This window comes from Neoaquamicrobium sediminum, assembly GCF_040970315.1.
In the GTDB taxonomy this organism is placed as follows: Bacteria; Pseudomonadota; Alphaproteobacteria; order Rhizobiales; family Rhizobiaceae; genus Aerobium; species Aerobium sediminum.
The window spans coordinates 109,528-128,600 of record NZ_JAZHFV010000006.1; the positions used below are offsets into that span (position 1 = coordinate 109,528).

Annotated in this window: 17 protein-coding genes; 9 read left to right on the forward strand and 8 right to left on the reverse strand. The window is 63.1% G+C overall.

The features are described from left to right. Positions 1–14 precede the first annotated feature (14 nt). The 7 genes from V1479_RS17290 to V1479_RS17320 all read right to left on the reverse strand — a co-directional run bounded on the left by V1479_RS17290 (position 15) and on the right by V1479_RS17320 (position 6,404). Positions 15–458: a GNAT family N-acetyltransferase gene (locus V1479_RS17290; protein ID WP_368804035.1), complete on the reverse strand. Its 444-nt coding sequence runs from the start codon at positions 456–458 to the stop codon at positions 15–17. A gap of 167 nt (positions 459–625) precedes the next feature. Further along, positions 626–2,044 (reverse strand): alpha,alpha-trehalose-phosphate synthase (UDP-forming), encoded by a 1,419-nt coding sequence (otsA, locus tag V1479_RS17295; protein WP_368804037.1) that lies wholly within the window; start codon positions 2,042–2,044, stop codon positions 626–628. Beyond that, positions 2,041–2,877: a trehalose-phosphatase gene (otsB, locus tag V1479_RS17300; RefSeq protein ID WP_368804038.1), complete on the reverse strand. Its 837-nt coding sequence runs from the start codon at positions 2,875–2,877 to the stop codon at positions 2,041–2,043. The genes otsA and otsB overlap by 4 nt, the downstream gene beginning before the upstream one ends. A gap of 10 nt (positions 2,878–2,887) precedes the next feature. Next, positions 2,888–3,178 carry a hypothetical protein gene (locus tag V1479_RS17305; protein ID WP_368804039.1) on the reverse strand — a complete coding sequence of 97 codons (291 nt, stop codon included), beginning with the start codon at positions 3,176–3,178 and terminating at the stop codon, positions 2,888–2,890. 160 nt (positions 3,179–3,338) lie between these two features. After that, a complete protein-coding gene (gene choV / locus V1479_RS17310; protein WP_368804040.1) occupies positions 3,339–4,520 on the reverse strand; it encodes a choline ABC transporter ATP-binding protein in 1,182 nt (393 codons plus the stop codon). After that, positions 4,517–5,377: a choline ABC transporter permease subunit gene (gene choW / locus V1479_RS17315; RefSeq protein WP_368804041.1), complete on the reverse strand. Its 861-nt coding sequence runs from the start codon at positions 5,375–5,377 to the stop codon at positions 4,517–4,519. Before choW ends, choV begins: the two co-directional genes overlap by 4 nt. A 79-nt stretch (positions 5,378–5,456) precedes the next feature. Continuing rightward, positions 5,457–6,404: a choline ABC transporter substrate-binding protein gene (locus tag V1479_RS17320; RefSeq protein WP_368804042.1), complete on the reverse strand. Its 948-nt coding sequence runs from the start codon at positions 6,402–6,404 to the stop codon at positions 5,457–5,459. A 226-nt stretch (positions 6,405–6,630) separates the two neighbouring features. On the opposite strand from V1479_RS17320, the gene V1479_RS17325 reads away from it, so the two are divergent. The 9 genes from V1479_RS17325 to V1479_RS17365 all read left to right on the forward strand — a co-directional run bounded on the left by V1479_RS17325 (position 6,631) and on the right by V1479_RS17365 (position 18,241). After that, the gene (locus tag V1479_RS17325; protein ID WP_368804043.1) at positions 6,631–7,245 is read left to right on the forward strand and encodes a thymidine kinase; all 615 of its coding nucleotides are present in this window, start codon (positions 6,631–6,633) and stop codon (positions 7,243–7,245) included. Positions 7,246–7,374: 129 nt separating this feature from the next. Continuing rightward, complete coding sequence (locus V1479_RS17330) at positions 7,375–8,463, forward strand: hypothetical protein (RefSeq protein ID WP_368804044.1); 1,089 nt, start codon at positions 7,375–7,377, stop codon at positions 8,461–8,463. A 220-nt stretch (positions 8,464–8,683) separates the two neighbouring features. Beyond that, a complete protein-coding gene (locus V1479_RS17335) occupies positions 8,684–9,826 on the forward strand; it encodes a hypothetical protein (RefSeq protein ID WP_368804045.1) in 1,143 nt (380 codons plus the stop codon). Positions 9,827–9,838: 12 nt separating this feature from the next. After that, on the forward strand, positions 9,839–11,749 hold the full coding sequence (locus V1479_RS17340) for an AAA family ATPase (protein WP_368804046.1): 1,911 nt from the start codon (positions 9,839–9,841) through the stop codon (positions 11,747–11,749). Between the two features lie 36 nt (positions 11,750–11,785). After that, positions 11,786–13,072 (forward strand): DUF6638 family protein, encoded by a 1,287-nt coding sequence (locus V1479_RS17345; protein WP_368804047.1) that lies wholly within the window; start codon positions 11,786–11,788, stop codon positions 13,070–13,072. A 9-nt stretch (positions 13,073–13,081) separates the two neighbouring features. Then, positions 13,082–14,206: a DUF2333 family protein gene (locus V1479_RS17350; protein ID WP_368804048.1), complete on the forward strand. Its 1,125-nt coding sequence runs from the start codon at positions 13,082–13,084 to the stop codon at positions 14,204–14,206. Positions 14,207–14,474: 268 nt separating this feature from the next. Next, positions 14,475–16,154 carry a formate--tetrahydrofolate ligase gene (locus V1479_RS17355; RefSeq protein WP_368804050.1) on the forward strand — a complete coding sequence of 560 codons (1,680 nt, stop codon included), beginning with the start codon at positions 14,475–14,477 and terminating at the stop codon, positions 16,152–16,154. Between the two features lie 123 nt (positions 16,155–16,277). Further along, a complete protein-coding gene (locus tag V1479_RS17360; RefSeq protein WP_368804051.1) occupies positions 16,278–17,531 on the forward strand; it encodes a DUF2254 domain-containing protein in 1,254 nt (417 codons plus the stop codon). Then, a complete protein-coding gene (locus V1479_RS17365; protein ID WP_368804052.1) occupies positions 17,528–18,241 on the forward strand; it encodes a phosphatase PAP2 family protein in 714 nt (237 codons plus the stop codon). Before V1479_RS17360 ends, V1479_RS17365 begins: the two co-directional genes overlap by 4 nt. On the opposite strand, the gene V1479_RS17370 is transcribed toward V1479_RS17365, so the two are convergent. Continuing rightward, positions 18,216–18,929, reverse strand: a complete 714-nt coding sequence (locus V1479_RS17370) for a DUF1868 domain-containing protein (protein WP_368804053.1) — start codon at positions 18,927–18,929, stop codon at positions 18,216–18,218. The two genes, V1479_RS17365 and V1479_RS17370, sit on opposite strands and share 26 nt — an antisense overlap. Positions 18,930–19,073: the final 144 nt, after the last annotated feature.

Below are 19,073 nucleotides of genomic sequence, written 5' to 3' on the forward strand. Positions count from 1 at the left end.
GCGACCGGGTATCGCTAGCTGCTGCGCATCGCGACCAGTTCGAGCGGCATGCCGTGCTCGTCGCTGATGCGTCTGCCGGTCTCCACGAAGCCGATGTGGCGGTAGAAGCCGATGGCGCTTGTGTTGAGGGCGAACACTTCCAGCGACAACTCACCCTTCAGCGACAATGCGTACTCGACAAGGTGCCGACCTGCGCCTGTTCCATGACGAGCAGGATTGACGAACAATCCGCCGATGAAGGTGTCCAGAAGGCCGATGAAGCCGATGGGCTCGTCGGCAAGCGCGGCAACCCAGTTTTCAGCCTTGGGCAGGTAGGCTTCACCGACAAGCTTGGCCTGTTCGCGAAGCTGATCGGCGGTGAAGAAGGGATGCCCCTTCAGAGATGCGGCATGCCAGATGGCAAGCAGCCGCTGCCTGTCGTCCGGACCATAGGCCCGGATGCGTAGTTTTTCGGTCATGTAAGATATTCCGTCAGTAAGGCGCCTGCGGCGCACAACGTGTCATTCGGCCCTTGGGCCGTTCACTCCCCGCGGGGAAAACCGGTGATGACGTTGCTGCGCATAAGGCTCCTTGTGCTGACGGTCGACCTGATAGCCGCCCGGCCGACGGGATGCAAACCCGCCGGTCAGGCCGCGTCGGCGGCGATGAGACTGTCGGGCGGCGGGTTGGTGTGACCGCCGGCAGTTTCAAGGTCGTTGAGGAACGTCGCCAGCCACCGCTGCGTGTCCTGATGAAGGATATGATCGAGAAGCGCCTTGTGGCGAGCCTTGCGCTCGTCCAGTGGCATCATAAGCGCCTGGTGGATCGCTTCGGCCATCGTGTCCGTGTCATATGGGTTGACGATCAGCGCTTCCGTCATGTCCTCGGCGGCACCCGCAAATTGCGAAAGAACCAGGACGCCAGGGTCTTCGTCGTCCTGCGCGGCAACGAATTCCTTGGCGACGAGGTTCATTCCGTCGCGCAATGGCGTCACCAAGCCAACGTGGCTGGCGCGGAAGAGGGCTGCCAGCGTCTCACGCGGGACGGGGCGGTGAATGTAGCGCAGCGGCGTCCAGTTGAAGTCCGAGAAGCGTCCGTTGATCGAGCCCGTCAGGCCCTCCAGCTCGTCGCGTATGTCTGAATAGGCATTGACGTCCTCTCGGGTGGGCGGCGCGACCTGCAGGAAGGTCACCTGCTTTTCCAGCTCGGGATGCTGCGCCAGCAGCTTGCCGAAAGCCTGGAAGCGGTCCGGCAGGCCCTTGGAATAGTCGAGCCTGTCGACACCGATGATCTGCTTGCGTCCGAGCTTTTCGCGGCGCGCGCTGTCGATACGCACGTCGTCGGGCGCATTACGAGCCATATCCCGGAAGGTCTCGACGTCGATGCCGATCGGATAGCGGTCGATGGCGATGGTGCGGCCCTTGTAGCGGATCGTGCGCTCGTCGAGCACTTCGCCCACGCCCCATTCCTCCAGGTAATGGCGGAAGTTGATCGTGTCCGCTGTCGTCTGGAAGCCGAGCACGTCGTAGTCGAGCAGCGCCTCTACGAGATAACGGTGGTTCGGGGAGGCGGCCAGCAGGTCCGGCGGCGGGAACGGGATGTGCAGGAAGAAGCCCATGCGCTGGCGGCAGCCGAGACGGCGCAGGCAGTTGGCCATGGGAATGAAGTGATAATCGTGGACCCAGATCAGGTCGTCGTCCTGCAGGTAGGGTGCGACCAGCCCGGCGAAGTTGGCATTGACCCGCTGATAGGCGTCGAAATAGGGCGCGTGGAAGTCGACGAGGTCGAGCCGGTAGTGAAACAGCGGCCACAGGACGCTGTTCGCGTAGCCGACATAGTAGTTCATGTAGTCCTCGACCGTCATCGCGGCCGAGATCATGCGCACGTTGCCGACCTGCTCCACGGTGGCCTCGCGGGGCTGTGTCTGCAGCGTCTCGCCGTCCCAGCCGAACCAGACGCCGCCGCGCTGGCGCAGCGCATCGGCAAGGCCCACCGCGAGCCCGCCCGACTGGCTGGTCTTGCGCAGGTCAGCCACGCGGTTTGAAAGAATCACCAGTCTGCTCATGTCACGTTCCCCATGGTCCTGGCCGGGCGGATACCGGGTCTGGTTCCGCGAGCCTGATTGCCTCCCGTCACTTCGTCTTCCTCCATTGTCTTTGCCAGTGCTGCCCTTTCGGCGGCGCGCACCAGCCAGCGATGAAACGCGCCGATGCTTTCGAAGCTGTGACGAGCAGCCGTCGGGCCGGGCCCGATCCTCACCGATTGCCCGCCGAGTTCGTTGACGCGGCGAAATCCGTCTTCGTCGGTGACGTCGTCGCCGAAGAACCACGGCGTGCGGCCCGCAAAGGGTGATCGTTCCATGAAATGGGAAACCGCGTCGGCCTTGTTGCGGCCGCCCAGGCGAAGCTCGGCGACCATCTTGCCGTGCAGGATTTCCACGCCTGGCTCTGCCTGTGCGCAGTCATCGGCGAAGCTTTCTACTGCCTCGCCCAGCTCTGGCTCCTGGCGGTAGTGGATCGCTACGGAGCCTGCCTTCGTCTCGACCAGCAGGGCAGGATGGTCGGCCGCAAAGGCGCGCGCCGATGCGACGAGTCGATCCAGCGCTGCGCTATCGTAGCCGTGGCGCTGCACGTCGGTGGTGCCGTGGCGGACTTCGAGGCCATGAACGCCCGCGACTGGCAGGAACAGCGGGGCAAGGAAGCTGTCGAGTTCGGAAACGGGCCTGCCGGATACGACGGCCAGCGCGCCGTCCAGCGCATCGTGAAGCAGGTCGAGTGCGTCGCGGACTTCCGCGCGGAGGATCACCGCGTCAGGGCGATCGGCGATGTCGACGAGCGTGCCGTCGAAATCGAGAAACAGGGCGGTACTGTAAGGGTCGAGTTCGTCTTCTTCGGGCATCTTTAGCGGACTAGAAGTTCCACCAGGCGCCGCAGCCGACCGGGGTCGGGCCCAACCGGGCTTTGCTGGTGCGTTTATGTTCTTGCGCCGAGCCGTCCTCGACGATGGTGACGCACGAAGCGTCTTCACCCTCGCGCAACAGCGTGCGCGAAACCGAATCCTGAATCTTGCGCGCAAGGCGCTTTGCCGCGCCGTCGCTGCCGGACGGCAGCGAAATCTTGAGATCAACCGTGCGTTGACGCGCGTTGAGCGCTGTCTTGCGACGGGGGATGTTCTTGTTTGACGGGCCTGTGCCGAGCATCGTTGCCTCCTGGCTTTGCCAAGGTGAACGTCTCGCGCCTTCGACGGTTCCCGTTATGTGCCTCGAACGGGCCAAACACGAGATCGCAATGCAGCATAACCTTGCTGCGTTGCAAAATCCACCCTCGTGAGGATTTTCTTCCTGTGGCTGTGGGTAAAGCTTACCGGCGCAGCACGGCGCGCAACACGTCGCGGATGCCGATTGCGCCGACGAAGCGCGAGCTTTCGTCGAAGAGAGCGACGGGCGCGGTCTGCGACTGGTGCATGGCCTGCATGACCGCCTTGAGCGGCGTGCCGGGTTTGGCCCAGTAGACCTGGTGGGCGTCTTCAGGCAGCGCTTCGAAAGGATCGCACGATGTCCATATCGCCGGCCGGCCGTTTCTTTCCGCGCCGGTGACGAGCCCGTTGGCGTCAAGCTGGAAGCGCGTCGTCTTGCGGCGGTCGAGCCATACCCAACCCTCGCCGGCATCGGAAAGATCGCGCCGGTCGCGCATGACGTTCCATGCCGTCAGGACGGAAAGCGGGTTCACGTTGGAGATGAAGTCGCGGACGTAGTCGTTGGCGGGAGAGAGCACGATCTCTTCGGGTGCGCCGGTCTGGACGATGTGGCCGCCCTCCATGATGGTGATGCGGTTCCCGATCTTCAGCGCTTCCTCGAGATCGTGGCTAACGAAGATGATGGTCTTGTGGAGGCGCTCCTGCAGTGCCAGCAACTCGTCCTGAAGCTTGGTTCGGATCAGCGGATCGAGCGCCGAGAAGGGTTCGTCCATCAGCAGGATCGGTGCTTCGGTGGCGAAGGCGCGCGCTAGCCCGACGCGCTGCTGCATGCCACCGGACAGCTCGTGCGCATATTTGTCGGCCCATTGCGACAGGCCGACCAGCTCAAGCTGCGCGGACACGCGCTCCTTGCGTTGCGCGGCGGGCACGCCTGACAACTCCAGCCCGAAGCCGACATTCTCGCGCACCGTGCGCCAGGGTAACAGCGCGAACTGCTGGAACACCATGGCAACACATTCGCGACGGATCTTGCGCAGTTCGGCGGGTGGGCAGGAGACGACGTCGGCCGCCCAGTCGTCGTCGTGCACGACTACTTCGCCGCGCGTGACCTTGTTCAAGCCGTTGACCGCGCGCAGCAGCGTAGACTTTCCGGAGCCGGAAAGCCCCATGAGCACGGAAATCTCGCCCTGCTCGACAGTGAGGCTTGCATTGGCGCAGCCCAGCACGGCGCCCGTTGCGTCGAGGATTTCGGCGCGGGAGGCGCCCGCGTCGATCATCTTCAACGCGGCCTGCTGCTCCTTGCCGAAGACGATGTCGACATTCTTGAACTCGACGGCGACGCTCATTTGCCGGTGCCCTGTTCGATGCGCGTCATGCGGTCGAGAATGATCGCGATGATGACGATGGCAAGCCCTGCCTCGATACCCTGCGGAATATTCAGCGTGTTCAGCGCGCGCACCACCGGCGTGCCTAGGCCGGACGCGCCGATCAGCGCGGCGATCACGACCATGGATAGCGAAAGCATGATGCACTGTGTGAGGCCCGCCATGATGGTCGGCAGGGCGGCCGGCAGCTCGACCTTCCACAAAAGCTGCCGCTTCGTCGCTCCGAATGCCTCGCCGGCCTCCAGCATCGGCGTCGGCACGGAGGTGATGCCCAGATAGGTGAGGCGAATGGGGGCAGGGCTGGCGAAGATGACCGTTACGATCAGGCCGGGCGCCATGCCGAGACCGAAGAGGATTAGTACCGGAATGAGATACACGAAGGTCGGCAGGGTCTGCATCAGGTCGAGGATCGGCTGCAGGACGCGATAGACGCGTTCGTTATGCGCCGCCCAGATGCCGATCGGTACGCCGATCGCCATCGACGCAGAGGCCGCGGCGATGACGAGTACCAGCGTTTCCACGGTGGCTCCCCACAAGCCCTGATTGATGATGAAGAGCAGCCCGAGCGCCACGCCGAGCGCCAGCTTCCAGGATCGTTGCAGGAGATAGGCGAGGCCAGCCATGGCCAGCACGATCGCGACGGGCGGCACCGCCAGAAGCAGGTCGACAAAAAAGTCGAGGACAGTGGTTATGCCCCTCGCCAGAGAATCGAAGAACCAGGCGAAATTGGTGGTCAGGAAGTCGAAGAAATCCCGACCCCATTTACCGATCTCGATCTTGCGATCGCGGTCGGCGATCCAGTCGGAGATAGGATCCATCATGTCCCCCGGTCGATTGCCAAATGGCCGGGGCGGCCCGCGCCCTCCGCGCGCCGCCTCGCTTTCTATCTGCTAGCTGCTAGAGGCCGAGATCGGCCTTCACAGCGGCAAGGCCATCTTCGCCACCGAGCGTGGTGACGCCGGCGAGCCATGCATCGAGCACCTGCGGATTGGCCTTGAGCCAGTCTTCGGCAGCGTCCTCGGCATCTTCGCCGTCATTGAGGATCGCGCCCATGATCTCGTTTTCCATCTGGAGCGAAAAGACCATGTTGGTCAGAAGCTTGCCGAGGTTCGGGCACTCTTCGGTGAAGCCCTGCCGCACATTGGTGTGAACCGTCGCGCCGCCATAGTTGGGGCCGAACACGTCATCGCCGCCTTCGAGATAGGCCATCTCGATATTGGCGTTCATGGGATGCGGCTCCCAGCCGAGGAAGACGACGGGCTCCTTGGCGTTCACCGAGCGCTGCACCTGGCTCAGCATGCCGGCTTCCGAGCTTTCGACAACCTCGAAGCCGTCGAGACCGAACTGGCCGGCCTCGATCATGTCGATTATCAGGCGGTTGCCGTCATTGCCGGGCTCGATGCCGTAGATCTTGCCGCCGAGCTCGTCCTTGAACTTGGCGATGTCGGCGAACGATTTGAGGCCGGCATCGTAGGCGTATTTCGGTACGGCCAGCGTGTATTTCGCGCCTTCGAGGTTGGTGACGATCGTTTCGACCGAGCCGTCCTCGCGATAGGGCGCGATGTCGGCTTCCATGGTCGGCATCCAGTTGCCGAGGAAGACGTCGATGTCCTTGTTCTTGAGCGAAGCGTAGGTGACCGGTACCGACAGGACCTGCGTTTCGGCGTCGTAACCGAGTGCGTCGAGGACGACCGAGGCGGTGGCTGTGGTGGCGGTGATGTCGGTCCAGCCTACGTCGGAGAAGGTGACGGTCTCGCAGCTTTCCGGATCGGCGGCAAAAGCGCTGCCTGTGCTCAGTGCGGCCGAAAAGGCCAGAGAAATAAGAATAGTCCTGCGATGCGACATGAAAACGTCTCCCAATGTTGGATGGCCTGGCGGTTCGCCATGCTTTAGATGATTGTCATGAGCCAAACATCATTTGTTGCCGGTTTCAAGGTTGGCGGCGCAACGGTGCGCGTCGCGGGGTTGCCTGAGCGCGACAAGCCCGCGTCGTTTCCGGGGTATGCGCAAAAATGGTGGAAGGTGCAAAGCCCTACCTCCCAACATCTGCCGTGTTGGGGTTAATAGGCCGATGGCGAAGCTTTATTTCCACTACGCGACGATGAATGCCGGCAAGACGACCATGCTGCTGCAGGCTTCGTACAACTACCGCGAACGCGGCATGACGACGATGCTTTTCGTGGCCGGCCACTACCGCCGCGACGACGCTGCCGGCTACATTTCCTCGCGCATCGGCCTCGAAGCGGATGCAGAGATGTTCCGCGACGGCGACGACCTCTACGAGCGCATTCGCGAGCACCACGATCACACGACGACGCACTGCGTTTTCGTCGACGAGGCGCAGTTCCTGGAGGAGGAACAGGTCTGGCAGCTTGCACGGGTGGCGGACCGGCTGGGCATTCCCGTCATGTGCTACGGGCTGCGGACCGATTTCCAGGGCAAGTTGTTTTCCGGCTCGCGGGCGCTGTTGGCGATTGCCGACGAGCTGCGCGAGGTGCGCACGATCTGCCGTTGCGGACGCAAGGCAACGATGGTGGTGCGGCTGGGCGCCGACGGCAAGGTGGCCAAGCAGGGCGCGCAGGTGGCGATTGGCAAGGATGTCTACGTCTCCCTGTGCCGCCGGCACTGGGAAGAAGAAATGGGGCGTATGCCACCGGAAGACCTGATCGGGTTCGCCGGCGAGTGAAAGCGAGGCAGGGCGCCTGTCTGCCGCAGCGTGATTTCCGGCAGCACTTTGTCTTTCAATCGCAATGGCGCCCACATATATTCCGCGAAGTCATTTTTACAAAGTTATCGATTAGCTGGAGCGGAGCGCATGGCGACATTGCAGAATTTCGACGCCGAGATTGCCAAGACGAAACGGGTGGTCGAGGACATGCGCTCGAAGATCGAGCAGTCCGGTGTTGTGCTGGAGAAGTTTGCGCAGACCGACCAGAAGATCGGCGCCAGCGACTTCGACATCGAGAACGCCCGCATCCAGGACGTGCTCAACCAGCAGAAGGTGATGGAAGGCAACATCGCCGACCTCATCATCGGGCTGGAGGATGCCACCAACGTCTTCGGCGCCGAGTTCGAGAGCATGAAGAGCTATACGGGCTGGGAGAGCTTCATCGGCATCTTCTCCAACCAGCGCAAGCAGCGCATGCGCACCGAGCGCGTACGCAACATGTCGCTGGCGGGCAACCTGCAGGAGCTGCTGGCGAAGTCCGACACAATCGTCGGCATCCTGACCGAGCAGAAGAACATTCTAGACCAGCGCTACGCGACCTCCGAAAAGAGCCTCGGCGAGGTGATCGAGCGCCGCAAGGCGACGATCGACAACCTGACGGCAACCCAGAAGCGCATCGAGGAACTCAACCCGGCGCTGCTCGACGTCGAGAACCGGATCGCGGCCTCGACCAGCCAGACGGAACGTACCGAGCTGGAAGCCGAACGCTCGAAGCTGGCCACCGAATACAATCAGGCGCAGGCCAAGGAGCAGGAACTGCTGGCCGAAAGCCAGACGCTCGAACGCTACACCTCGATGTTCCAGACCTTCGTGGATTCGCTCAACAATCAGATCGCGGCGCAGAATACGCTCATCAACAAGCTGACCATCGACACCGAGCAGCGCATCGTTCTCTACAAGGCGCTGGAGGATTCGCTGAAGACCGCGGCGCAGCAGGAAGTTGCGCACCGCATCAATACGCTCGGCAGCCAGGTCGACAACACTGCCGAGGAGACGATGGCGGGCATCGGCGCCGCCGCACAGCGTCACATCGGCGATCTGCTCGAATTGCACGAGAAGAACATGGTCACCACAGCCGACATCCAGCGCCGCAAGAAGCTCGCCGACGATGCGTTTGCCCGGCGCTTCGACGAGGTGCTCAAGAAGCACAACTCGGCCGACTACGTGAAGCAGTAGCGCAACTTCTGCGAGCTTTGAGCCCTATGTTGCCCCCCTCTGTCCTGCCGGACATCTCCCCCACGAGGGGGGAGATCAGCCGGCCGCGATACAACCGCTCACCCTCCAACGCTGGCGATTGGCGAAGTCATATACGAAAGCCGATCTCCCCCCTCGTGGGGGAGATGTCCGGCAGGACAGAGGGAGGCGCGAAGGAACGCCATCCCGCAAAAGGATGGGCATGACGACCACCGACGCCGCAGTGCGCTATTTCGACACCATTTCCGCGGCACTCAGCGGGCTGGACGTGTTCCTGCGTGACGAGCGCTCGCCGCTTTACCGGCACGACCTCGTCGCCAAGGTGATGGCCGAATATCTTGTGCGGCTGGAAAATTCCTTCGCCTGCTGGAAGAACCGGCTCGGCTTCATGGATTCGTTCCGCATCTCGCGCGCCGAAAGCGGCTATCCCGTTTTCCAGAACGTGCTGGAACTTGAGAACGACCGGCGCAGTGCCGAGAAGCGGCTGGCGGGCATTCCGGAACCCGAGGTGTTGCGTGCCGAGATGGCCGACTTCATCCTGCGGCAACGTGCGATGCCGCACGCGTTGCGCAAATCGATGGCTGAGCGGCTTTATCTGGAGGAGGTCTCCGAGGGGCTGATCTTCGCGCCCTTCGTCCTGCCCCGGACAGTGAAGGTGTCCGTGAACCCCAAGACGCGACGGCCGATCTACGTCGTTCATTGGGGTGCGTTCGACGGCACAGCCAACCTGCCACTGGTCTATATGGCGACAGTAGAGGATTCCTCCGACAACGTTGTCCGCGAACTGGTTTCCCGGGACGGCAAGCTCGACGAGAACGTCAAGATTCCGCTGCCGGTCGAGGGGCTGCTCAACCCGGAACTCGCGCATCGCTTCGACGATTTCGCGGAAAAGAACTCGGCCTATTCCCTGTCGCCGGCCACCATAGCCGGCAATCTTGACAAGGATTTCGACGCGCTGCATCCCAAGCAGCTGCGCCGCGTCGTGCTGGGGCCCTTCTATTCCGCCGGCATCACCGAGCACAATTCCACCGTCGCCGAGGTGCTGTCGAAGGTACGCCGCGAACAGAATGCGTGGCTTTTGACCTGGACGGTGCAGGAGGTCTTCTCCAAGTCCGAGCAGCCGGCACGCAAGGGGCTGTTTTCCAGCCAGCCGGCGCGCGAGGAATTCCACATCAACACCGACGACCTCGAGGCGACCCGGCAGGGCGTTTCGAGCTACGAGCGCCACGCGCTGATCCCGCACGAGGCCTATCAGGCGCTCTACGCCGCCGGCGAGGCGCAGAAGATCTTCGGCGGCTATCAGGTTCACATCATCTCCAACGGGCAGGTGATCAGCGATGTTTAGGGGAGCCTGACCATGGACACCGGCCTCACCGCCATATCCGAAGCCGACATCGAGAACCACCGCGCCCTGGCGCAGAGTTTCATCACGCGCATTGTGGTGCTGGAGGATTCGTCCGGTCGCTCGCAGACGGAGTTGGCAGGCACCGGGCGACGTTTCGTGTCGACGGTTTCGACCGGCTCGGTGCGGCGCACTCGCGAGGTGGAGCTGGCAAAGACCGTGCAGGCGGTGCGGCCCGACGACCAGCTCATGTCGATCCCGCAGCACACGCTGCTCTATCGCGCACGCCGTGGACTGGCGATCGCGATGGCGGTGGCCGACGTGTTCGCGAAATCGACGGCACTTGAGGATTTGCAGGCGAAGAACGCACGCTCGCCGCTCGAGGGCGAGGACGTTTCCCACTACAAGCGGCTGCTTTCGGCGGCAGCCTATGTCGCGGCCTTCACCTTTGCCTCCTATCTGCTGCAGACCGTCGAGAGCGACGCCGAGGCGCCCAGCGACGTGGCGGAGCCAGATTATGCGTTCGACACGCAGCAGGACGCAATGAAGGCGCTGATCGCCGGGCTCGACGGCGCGCTTGCCGGCGCCAAGGACGATCACGACCTGCCGGCGCGCACGCGCGCCTATGCGACTGTTGCGATCGAGGGGCTGCTGTCGCGGCGCAGCCGCTTCGATGCGCTGGGTGCGTTCGACGACGCGCATATCCGCATCGAGAAGGACGACTTCACCATCGACGGTTTCGACGTCGCGCCCGGCCGCACGGCCAAGGCGCTGGTGATGACCTTCAAGAAGCCGGACGAAGTGGTCGGCAACCACGTCGCCAAGTACCAGTCGGTCAAGCTCGCCAAGATGCTGATGGCCTACGATCTCGACCGGCAGCTCAACCCGTTCGTGGAACTGGGCGGCTTCATCTTCACCTTCATCGGCGACGGCGCACCGGGCACCGGCAAGACGACGCTGATCCAGATGATCGCCGGCCTCGTCAACGACTACGCCCAGGTGGCGGGCGTGCCCTTCCACTACGAGAATTTCGGCGTCGACCAGATCTCGTCATACCAAGGCAAGTCGGGGCAGAACTGCCGGCAATTCGTCAACAACGTGCTCAACCCGCGCGCCATCGCGTTCGGAACCATCGACGACATCGATCAGGTGGCGGCCAAGCGCTCGGACGACCGCGCCTCGGCCGGCCAGCACGAAATCACCGGCGTGCTGATGGACGCCTTCGCCGGCGCCGGGACCGTCGTGCGCGGCAACTGCTCCTTCGGCATGTTCTCGAACTATCCGGAGAACGTCGACGACGCGCTGCGCCAACGCGCCGGCGCGCGCTGGCTGGTCGACGGGCCGCAGACCCGCGACGACTATATCGACATCTTCGCGCTCCTGGCCGGCAAGAACCATAAGATACCGCTGGGCGACCACACGCTTTATGCAGCGCAGGAGATCAAGCGCGCCGTTCAGACGGCCTATGACGCGCATTCCAAGCCGCAGGAGGCGGGGCTGCAAAAGGTCTACGACCGCTTCATGGACGAGCGCGGGGAGCCGACGACGCTCGCCGACGTCGGCGATTATCTCCACCGGATCAAGGAGGCAGAGCCGCGCTTCACCGGCCGGGCGATCAAGAACGTCACCGACGCGATCAAGATGCGCGCCATGGACATCGAGCTGCCCGATGAATGGTTCGAAAAGCCCGAGACCTTCATGGGCAAAGGCTACGACGAGAAGAAGGCCATGGTGGAGGACCTACGGCGTCCGTTCACGATGGACATGGTGATGCAGGAGATCAATCGCTACGCCGATTCCGAATTCCGCTACGCCGACAAGTCAGACGACGCGGCGGTGGAGACGCTTCTGCGCGACGCGCGCCTGCGCGAGCGGGCTGCGCGGGAGATGGCCGAATTGCAGAAGAAGGGCCTTTGGAATGCGTGAGTGGTTCCTGATCTCCGTGAACGGGGAGAAGGGATAATGGACCTTCTGCGCGACAACGAGCTGATCTATGGCAGGCTGCTTGCCATCGAGGAGCCGCATCTGATCGAGCGCTACAACAAGGCGCTGAAGGCTTTCGGGCTGAAGCCGACGGAGCGCGAGCGGATCGAGATCGACCGCACGGGTTTCTCGCCGCAGGTGGCCGAGGACCTCGGCGACATCAACTATCTCGATCCGAACCAGATCAACCGGCGCTTCATCATCCTGACCCCGCAGCAGGCCGACCTGCCGGTGGTGCACACGGCATTCTCAAACACCTCGCAGCTCCTCTACGAGTTCCTGACCGCCAATGCCCGCGTCATCAACGCGCTGACGATCAAGGACGTGATCTACGGCGAGATCGAGGATTCGGTCGCCAAGGTCGAGGACATCGAGGACCTGCTGTCGATCAACCAGGTGGAATTCCGCGTGCTCTCGGCTGAGGATGTGACCGGCAAGGCGACGGAGCTCGCGACACTGGTCGACAGGCTCAAGCAGGAGCCGGAGGCGTGGCGCGACACGACGATGCTGGAACACATGGTCGATCTCGCCAAGGTGACGGGCGACATCCGCCAGAACGCCCTGGTGCCGGACCAGGTGATTTTCCGCCACAACGCCTACTGGACCAGCCATTTCGGCGGGCTCTACGTGTTCGTCGATCCGGGTATGACGACGGTCATCAGCGATCCTGCCGCGCCGGGCTTCCGGCGCTCGCGACCGTGGCAGGTAAGCTACCTTTCCCTGCACGACACCGAGCGCATATTCGACTTCCTTGTTTCCACGGGACGGATCGAGCTGCCACGGGCTTCGTGGATCGACGAGTCGAACTATCTCGAACATCGCGCCGAGATGATCGTGCGCACGCTGATTCATCAGTCAGATCCCAAGCGCGAATTGTCGAGCGTCGACCGCGTTTGGCTGCAGAGCTGGATTCACGGCCATGCCGATCTCATCAACCGCGAGGGTACTTTCCCCTTCCTCAACGCGGCGAAGCGGGAGCTCGCTCAGCTCGGCCAGATGAAGATCGCCGACGTGCGGCCCGAACGCCGTTTCCTGGTCATCAGAGCGAAGCCCGACCATCCCGACGCATGGCTCACGAGCCGGCTGATATCGGATTTCGTGCCGTTCGACTTCGTGTCGCGCTACGTGTTCAACAAGCAGGGCTTCTATCGTGACTACGAAGGTTTCGACGAGGTCTGGCGGCGCCATGTTGTCGAGACGCTGAAAGATACGTATCTGAAAGACAAGGCGGGTTTCCGCGCGCGGCTTTACGGGCTCCACGACTGAGGGGGAACCATGTTCGATCCGATCGTCAATTTCTTCACTCGCGTCTTTCAGGCGATCGGCCGTGGCATCGGCCTGGTGATCGCATGGATCTGCTGGCCCTTTGTCGCCGCCAGCCGCTGGTATGCGCGGCGCGGCTGGCTCATCAAGGGCCCCATCGGCATCGGCCTTCTCGTGCTGATTGGCCTTTACGGCTATTTCATCTGGAATACGCAGCGCTGGACGGGCTTCGATCCCGACTACGTTCAGGCCTACAACCTTGCCAGCCGCAACCTCTCGGCTGGCGAGCAGGTTTCGGCGGCAGATGGCGGTGACACGACGCGCACCTGCGGTCGCTCTGCCGTTGCAGATGTCACGGCCGACCTCGTGGACTTCAACGTCAACGAGAATGCGTGGATCTCGTCGATGATCCTCTACAAACTTGGGCTGTTCGGCATCGACTGGGATCATACCCCGTGGCTCGACAACAAGGCGTCTTTCCAGCGCGGGGTGAATCAGGCGATCCGCCGCACCTCGATCGAGCTGGTTGACACGCTTGGCCGTATCCGCGGTACATCGCAGATCGACCAGAACCTGCAGGACGCACGCGGTAATCTGCAGTTCGACGAATATACGTGGTATTTCGGGCTCAACCCGTTCGGTCCCAAGACGCCGACGCCCAGCTTCTATCGCTCGGCAATCCGTGACCTGAACACGTTCAACGACCGGCTCGAAGCCTGCAATGCAGTCTTCGACGCCCGCGCCGACAATCTGATCCAATTCATCGACCGCATCGCCAACGACATTGGCTCGACCTCGGCGATCCTGCGCGAGCGGTCCGAGGCCTACAATTACGGCTGGTTCGATACGCGCGCGGACGACCGGTTCTGGTTCGCCTACGGCCAGCTCTACGGCTACTACGGCATCCTGCATGCAGCCGGTGCCGATTTCGAGGACGTTATTCGCCAGCGTGCCATCGGCCCCCTGTGGCAACAGACGGAGCAGCAGCTCCGCGCCGCGCTGAACATCCGGCCGTTCATCATCTCCAACGGCAACGAGGCGGGCTGGATCATGCCGACGCACCTGGCGACCATGGGCTTCTACGTCCTGCGGGTACGGTCCAATCTGGTCGAGGTGCGGCAGGTGCTGGATCGCTAGCGGATTGAGGCGATAGGGGCATGGAGCTGTAAGGCAGGAGGTGAAACAGCGGAAGGAACTCGTTCGGGCCACGGACGCGCTGCGTGTCGCTCGATAATCCCTACCGCCGCATTACCCTAATCCCTATACTGCCCTATCCAGACCCTGTCGCATTTCGCGCATTGCGCGGCTGTTTTGAGACGGCGCGAATTGACCCGCTCGGGCTTCTATGCGCCCAACAGCGGCGTGTGTGCCGCGTCGCAAACGAGCCGTCCCAGGGGGAGATCGCATGGCCGAGTTCAAGTCCGACATCGAGATCGCACGCGCAGCCAAGAAGAAGCCGATCATGGACGTGGGCGCGGGGCTGGGCATTCCAGCCGAGCATCTGCTGCCTTACGGCCACGACAAGGCAAAGGTCTCCGCCGAATACATCAAGCAGGTTCAGGGCAACAAGGACGGCAAGCTGATCCTGGTCACGGCGATCAATCCGACGCCGGCGGGTGAGGGCAAGACCACCACCACCGTGGGTCTCGGCGATGGGCTGAACCGCATCGGCAAGAAGGCGATGGTCTGCATCCGCGAGGCGTCGCTCGGACCGAATTTCGGCATGAAGGGGGGTGCTGCCGGCGGTGGATATGCCCAGGTGATACCGATGGAGGACATGAACCTCCACTTCACCGGCGACTTTCATGCGATCACCACCGCGCATAACCTGCTTTCGGCGCTGATCGACAACCACATCTACTGGGGCAACGAACAGGGCATCGATGTGCGCCGGGTCGCCTGGCGGCGCGTCATGGACATGAACGACCGTGCGCTGCGGCAGATGATCTGCTCGCTGGGCGGAGTCGCCAACGGTTTTCCGCGCGAGGCCGGTTTCGACATCACGGTCGCCTCGGAGGTCATGGCGATCCTGTGTCTGGCCACGGACCTGGCGGACCTCCAGAAGCGCATCGGCGACATCATCGTTGCCTATCGTCGCGACAAGAGCCCGGTCTTCGCGCGCGACCTGAAGGCCGACGGCGCCATGGCCGTGCTGCTGAAGGATGCCGTGCAGCCCAACCTGGTACAGACACTCGAGAACAATCCGGCCTTCGTGCATGGTGGACCGTTCGCCAACATCGCGCATGGCTGCAACTCGGTGGTCGCGACGACCACGGCGCTCAAGATCGCCGACTATGTGGTGACGGAGGCCGGCTTCGGCGCCGACCTTGGCGCCGAAAAGTTCTTCGACATCAAATGCCGCAAGGCCGGCCTGAAGCCGGCGGCCGCGGTGATCGTGGCGACGGTGCGCGCGCTCAAGATGAACGGCGGCGTCAAGAAGGACGATCTCGGCGCCGAGAATGTCGACGCCGTGAAGAAGGGTTGCGCCAATCTCGGCCGCCACATCGAAAACGTGAAGCAGTTCGGCGTGCCGGCCGTCGTTGCGATCAACCATTTCCACTCCGATACGGAAGCCGAAATCCAGGCAGTGAAGGATTTCGTCGCCTCGATGGGCGAGGAGGCGATCCTGTGCCGGCACTGGGCGCAGGGCTCCGCCGGTATCGAAGAGCTCGCGCACAAGGTGGTGCAACTCGCCGAAAGCGGCACTTCGCAGTTCGCGCCGCTCTATCCGGACGACATGAAGCTGTTCGACAAGATCGACACCATCGTCAAGCGCATCTATCGCGGCTCGGCGGCCATCGCCGACAAGTCGGTGCGCGACCAGCTCCATCAGTGGGAAGCGCAGGGCTATGGCAACCTGCCGGTCTGCATGGCGAAGACGCAATATTCGTTCTCCACCGATCCCAACCTGCGCGGCGCACCGACAGATCATGTCGTACCGGTGCGCGAGGTGCGGCTTTCCGCCGGCGCGGGCTTCGTCGTCGCCATCTGCGGCGAGATCATGACGATGCCCGGCCTGCCGAAGTCGCCATCGTCGGAGCGTATCTTCCTCAACGAGAAGGGGCAGATCGAAGGGCTCTTCTGATCCGCACCCGCGCGCGGCCGCTGGCCGCGCCAAGCTGAGCCGCCTTGCCGCAGCCCCGGCGTGGCGGCTTGCCATGGGCCTGCCGAGCCGCCATATCTGGCTTCCATCCGGAGAGGCGGACCCATGGTATCGAAGTGGAAATGGCTGTTCAGCCTGCTGACAAGGCGCCTGTGGTTTCGCGCCTCGGTGATCTCGCTGCTGGCCATCTTCGCGGCCCTCGTCTCACTGCTGATCTCGCCTTTCATTCCAACCGGGCTTGCCGACAAGCTCGGCGCAAACTCGGTCGACCGCATCCTCGAGATCATTGCCTCGAGTATGCTGGCCGTGACCACATTCTCGTTGTCGACCATGGTTGCCGCATATTCGGCCGCCACCAGCAATGTCACGCCCCGCGCGACCAAGCTGCTGATCGAGGACAAGACGACGCAGAATGTGCTGGCCGCATTCGTCGGCTCGTTCCTCTACAGCCTCGTCGCGATCATCACCCTGTCGATGGGCGCCTATGGCGAGCGCGGCCGGGTGGTGCTGTTCTTCATGACGCTGGCCGTCGTGATGCTGATCGTCATCACCTTGTTGCGCTGGATCGACTACCTTCTGCGGCTCGGCCGTGTGGGCGAGACCACGGATGTGGTGGAAGAGGCGACGGCAAAGGCCATGCGCGCGCGGCGTAGTACGCCCTATCTCGGCGGCAGGCGGCTGGAGCCCGGCCGCGACGTCGTCGATGACGGCGCGCATCCGGTCTACAGCGATCGCATCGGCTATATCCAGCATGTGGACACGGCGGCCATCTCCAGGGCCGCCAAGACGGTGGGCGGGCGGGTGTATCTCGCAAGCCTGCCGGGTACTTTCATCGACCCCGGCCGGCCGATTGCCTGGTGCAGCGGTTTCGATACGGCCACCGATTTCGACGCGATCCTCGATGCCGTGACCATCGCCGACGAGCGCAGCTTCGACCAGGACCCGCGCTTCGGCCTTTGCGTTCTGGCGGAGATCGCGTCGCGTGCACTATCGCCGGGCATCAACGATCCGGGTACGGCGATCGACGTCATCGGTCGAGCGGTGCGCGTGCTGGCCATATGGGCGAGTGAAGACGAAGAGATTGAGCCGCGGTTTCCCGAGGTCTGGGTGCCGGACCTGGACATCGCCGAACTGTTCGACGACATCTTCGTGCCGATTGCGCGGGATGGCGCCGGTGTCGTGGAGGTGCAGGTCAGGTTGCAGAAGGCGCTTGCAGCACTTGCCCGAACGGGAGATCCGCGCTTCGTCGAGAATGCGCGGCGCCAGTCCGAGCAGGCGCTGGAGCGCGCGGCCCTGGCCATGGATTTCCCGAACGATATCGGCCGCGCCAGGGCGGCGGCTGCGATGGTGGGCGCATGAACAGACTTTTCCAACTCGTGCGCGGCATGCGCGAAATGCGTTTCGCGACCGTGCCGGTGCTGCTTGTCGCGGTGGTGGCAAGCGGCGTCTATATTTTCCTCGCAATCGCCGACGAGGTGAGCGAAAATGAGATCGCGCGGATCGATAGTGCGCTGCTTCTCATGCTGCGCGACCCGACCGACAGTGCGAGGCCGCTTGGGCCTGGCTGGCTGGTTGAAACGATCACCGAGATCACGGCGCTGGGCGGTTATCCGCTGCTGGTCGTGCTGGTTGCCGCGGTGCTGGGGTTCCTATTGGTTATCGGACGCTATGGGCCGGCGCTGTTCGTCTTCCTGTCGATCGTTTCGGGGACGGCGCTGAGCCAGCTTCTCAAAATGCTCTACGACCGGCCGCGGCCCGATATCGTCGATCATCTCGTGCAGACGCATACGGCGAGCTTCCCGAGCGGCCATGCGACGATGAGCGCGCTGGTCTATCTCACGCTTGCCACGCTGATCGTCCGTCTCGTCGACAGTCTTGCGGCGCGCGTCTACGTCATCTGCGTGGCCGTGCTCCTGACCATCATGGTTGGCTTCAGCCGCGTCTATCTCGGCGTCCACTGGCCGAGCGACGTTGCCGCCGGCTGGGCGCTGGGCGCGGCCTGGGCGAGCTTGACCTGGCTGGTGGTCAGCGGTCTGCGGGCGTTCAACCGATCTCGCGAAGCGGCCTGAAGTCCTCCATATCGTCGAAAACGCAGAAGGCGGGCACATCGAGCTCGATGCCTTCGGGAAGGGCGTCGAGCAGCGTCTTCATCTCGGCAAGTGCCGGCAGATAGATCGCTTCCGCCTGGGGCGGCAGCCAGTCGAGCTGATAGGCCAGCGTGATGTGGAAGGTGTAGTCGTCATGGTCCGGGTGGCGGTAGCCAAGGCGCTCCGCAAGGTTGTCGCGTGCCTCGCGCATGACCTTTTCGTCGGCATCGGTCAGGCCTGATACGACGACACCGAGCGGCGTGACCATGTCGGCCTTGATGCGGAACGGCGCCTTGACCGAGAAGCCTTCGAGGCGCTCGTCGATCCAGCTTGTCGTTTCGGGAATTGCGGCGTCGGCAGGCAGTGCCGCCGGCCAGTATTCGCGTCCACGGCGGCCTTCGATCACGCCCTGGAAAAGCGTCTTGTGCAGGCTCGATACCGGCGTGAATGTGAAGTGGTCGGCATGGGGCAGGGCGCGCAGGCGCTCGCGAACCTCCATCAGTGCTTTCTGGCTCTGCGAACCGTCGACGACGTGCGAGACGAAGGTGTTGCCCGGCTCATAGAGAAAGTTGCCGGCGCCGTCATAACGGGTGCCTAAGTGGCGCGGTGGCGTGTCTTTCCCGGTCGAGATGAAGTTTCGGCCGAATTCGTCGTTCGTCGCGTATGCCAAGGCACGTTCCTTTCCTGCGGCGCGGACCGTCCGCGTAAGCGACACGCGTGACACGAGGGTGACAGCGGGTTGTGCGAGGGCGCGGAAATCAGGTTGCGCAGGCGGGCGTTCGCCGCTAAGGATTTCGCCATGACGGTTCGTTCG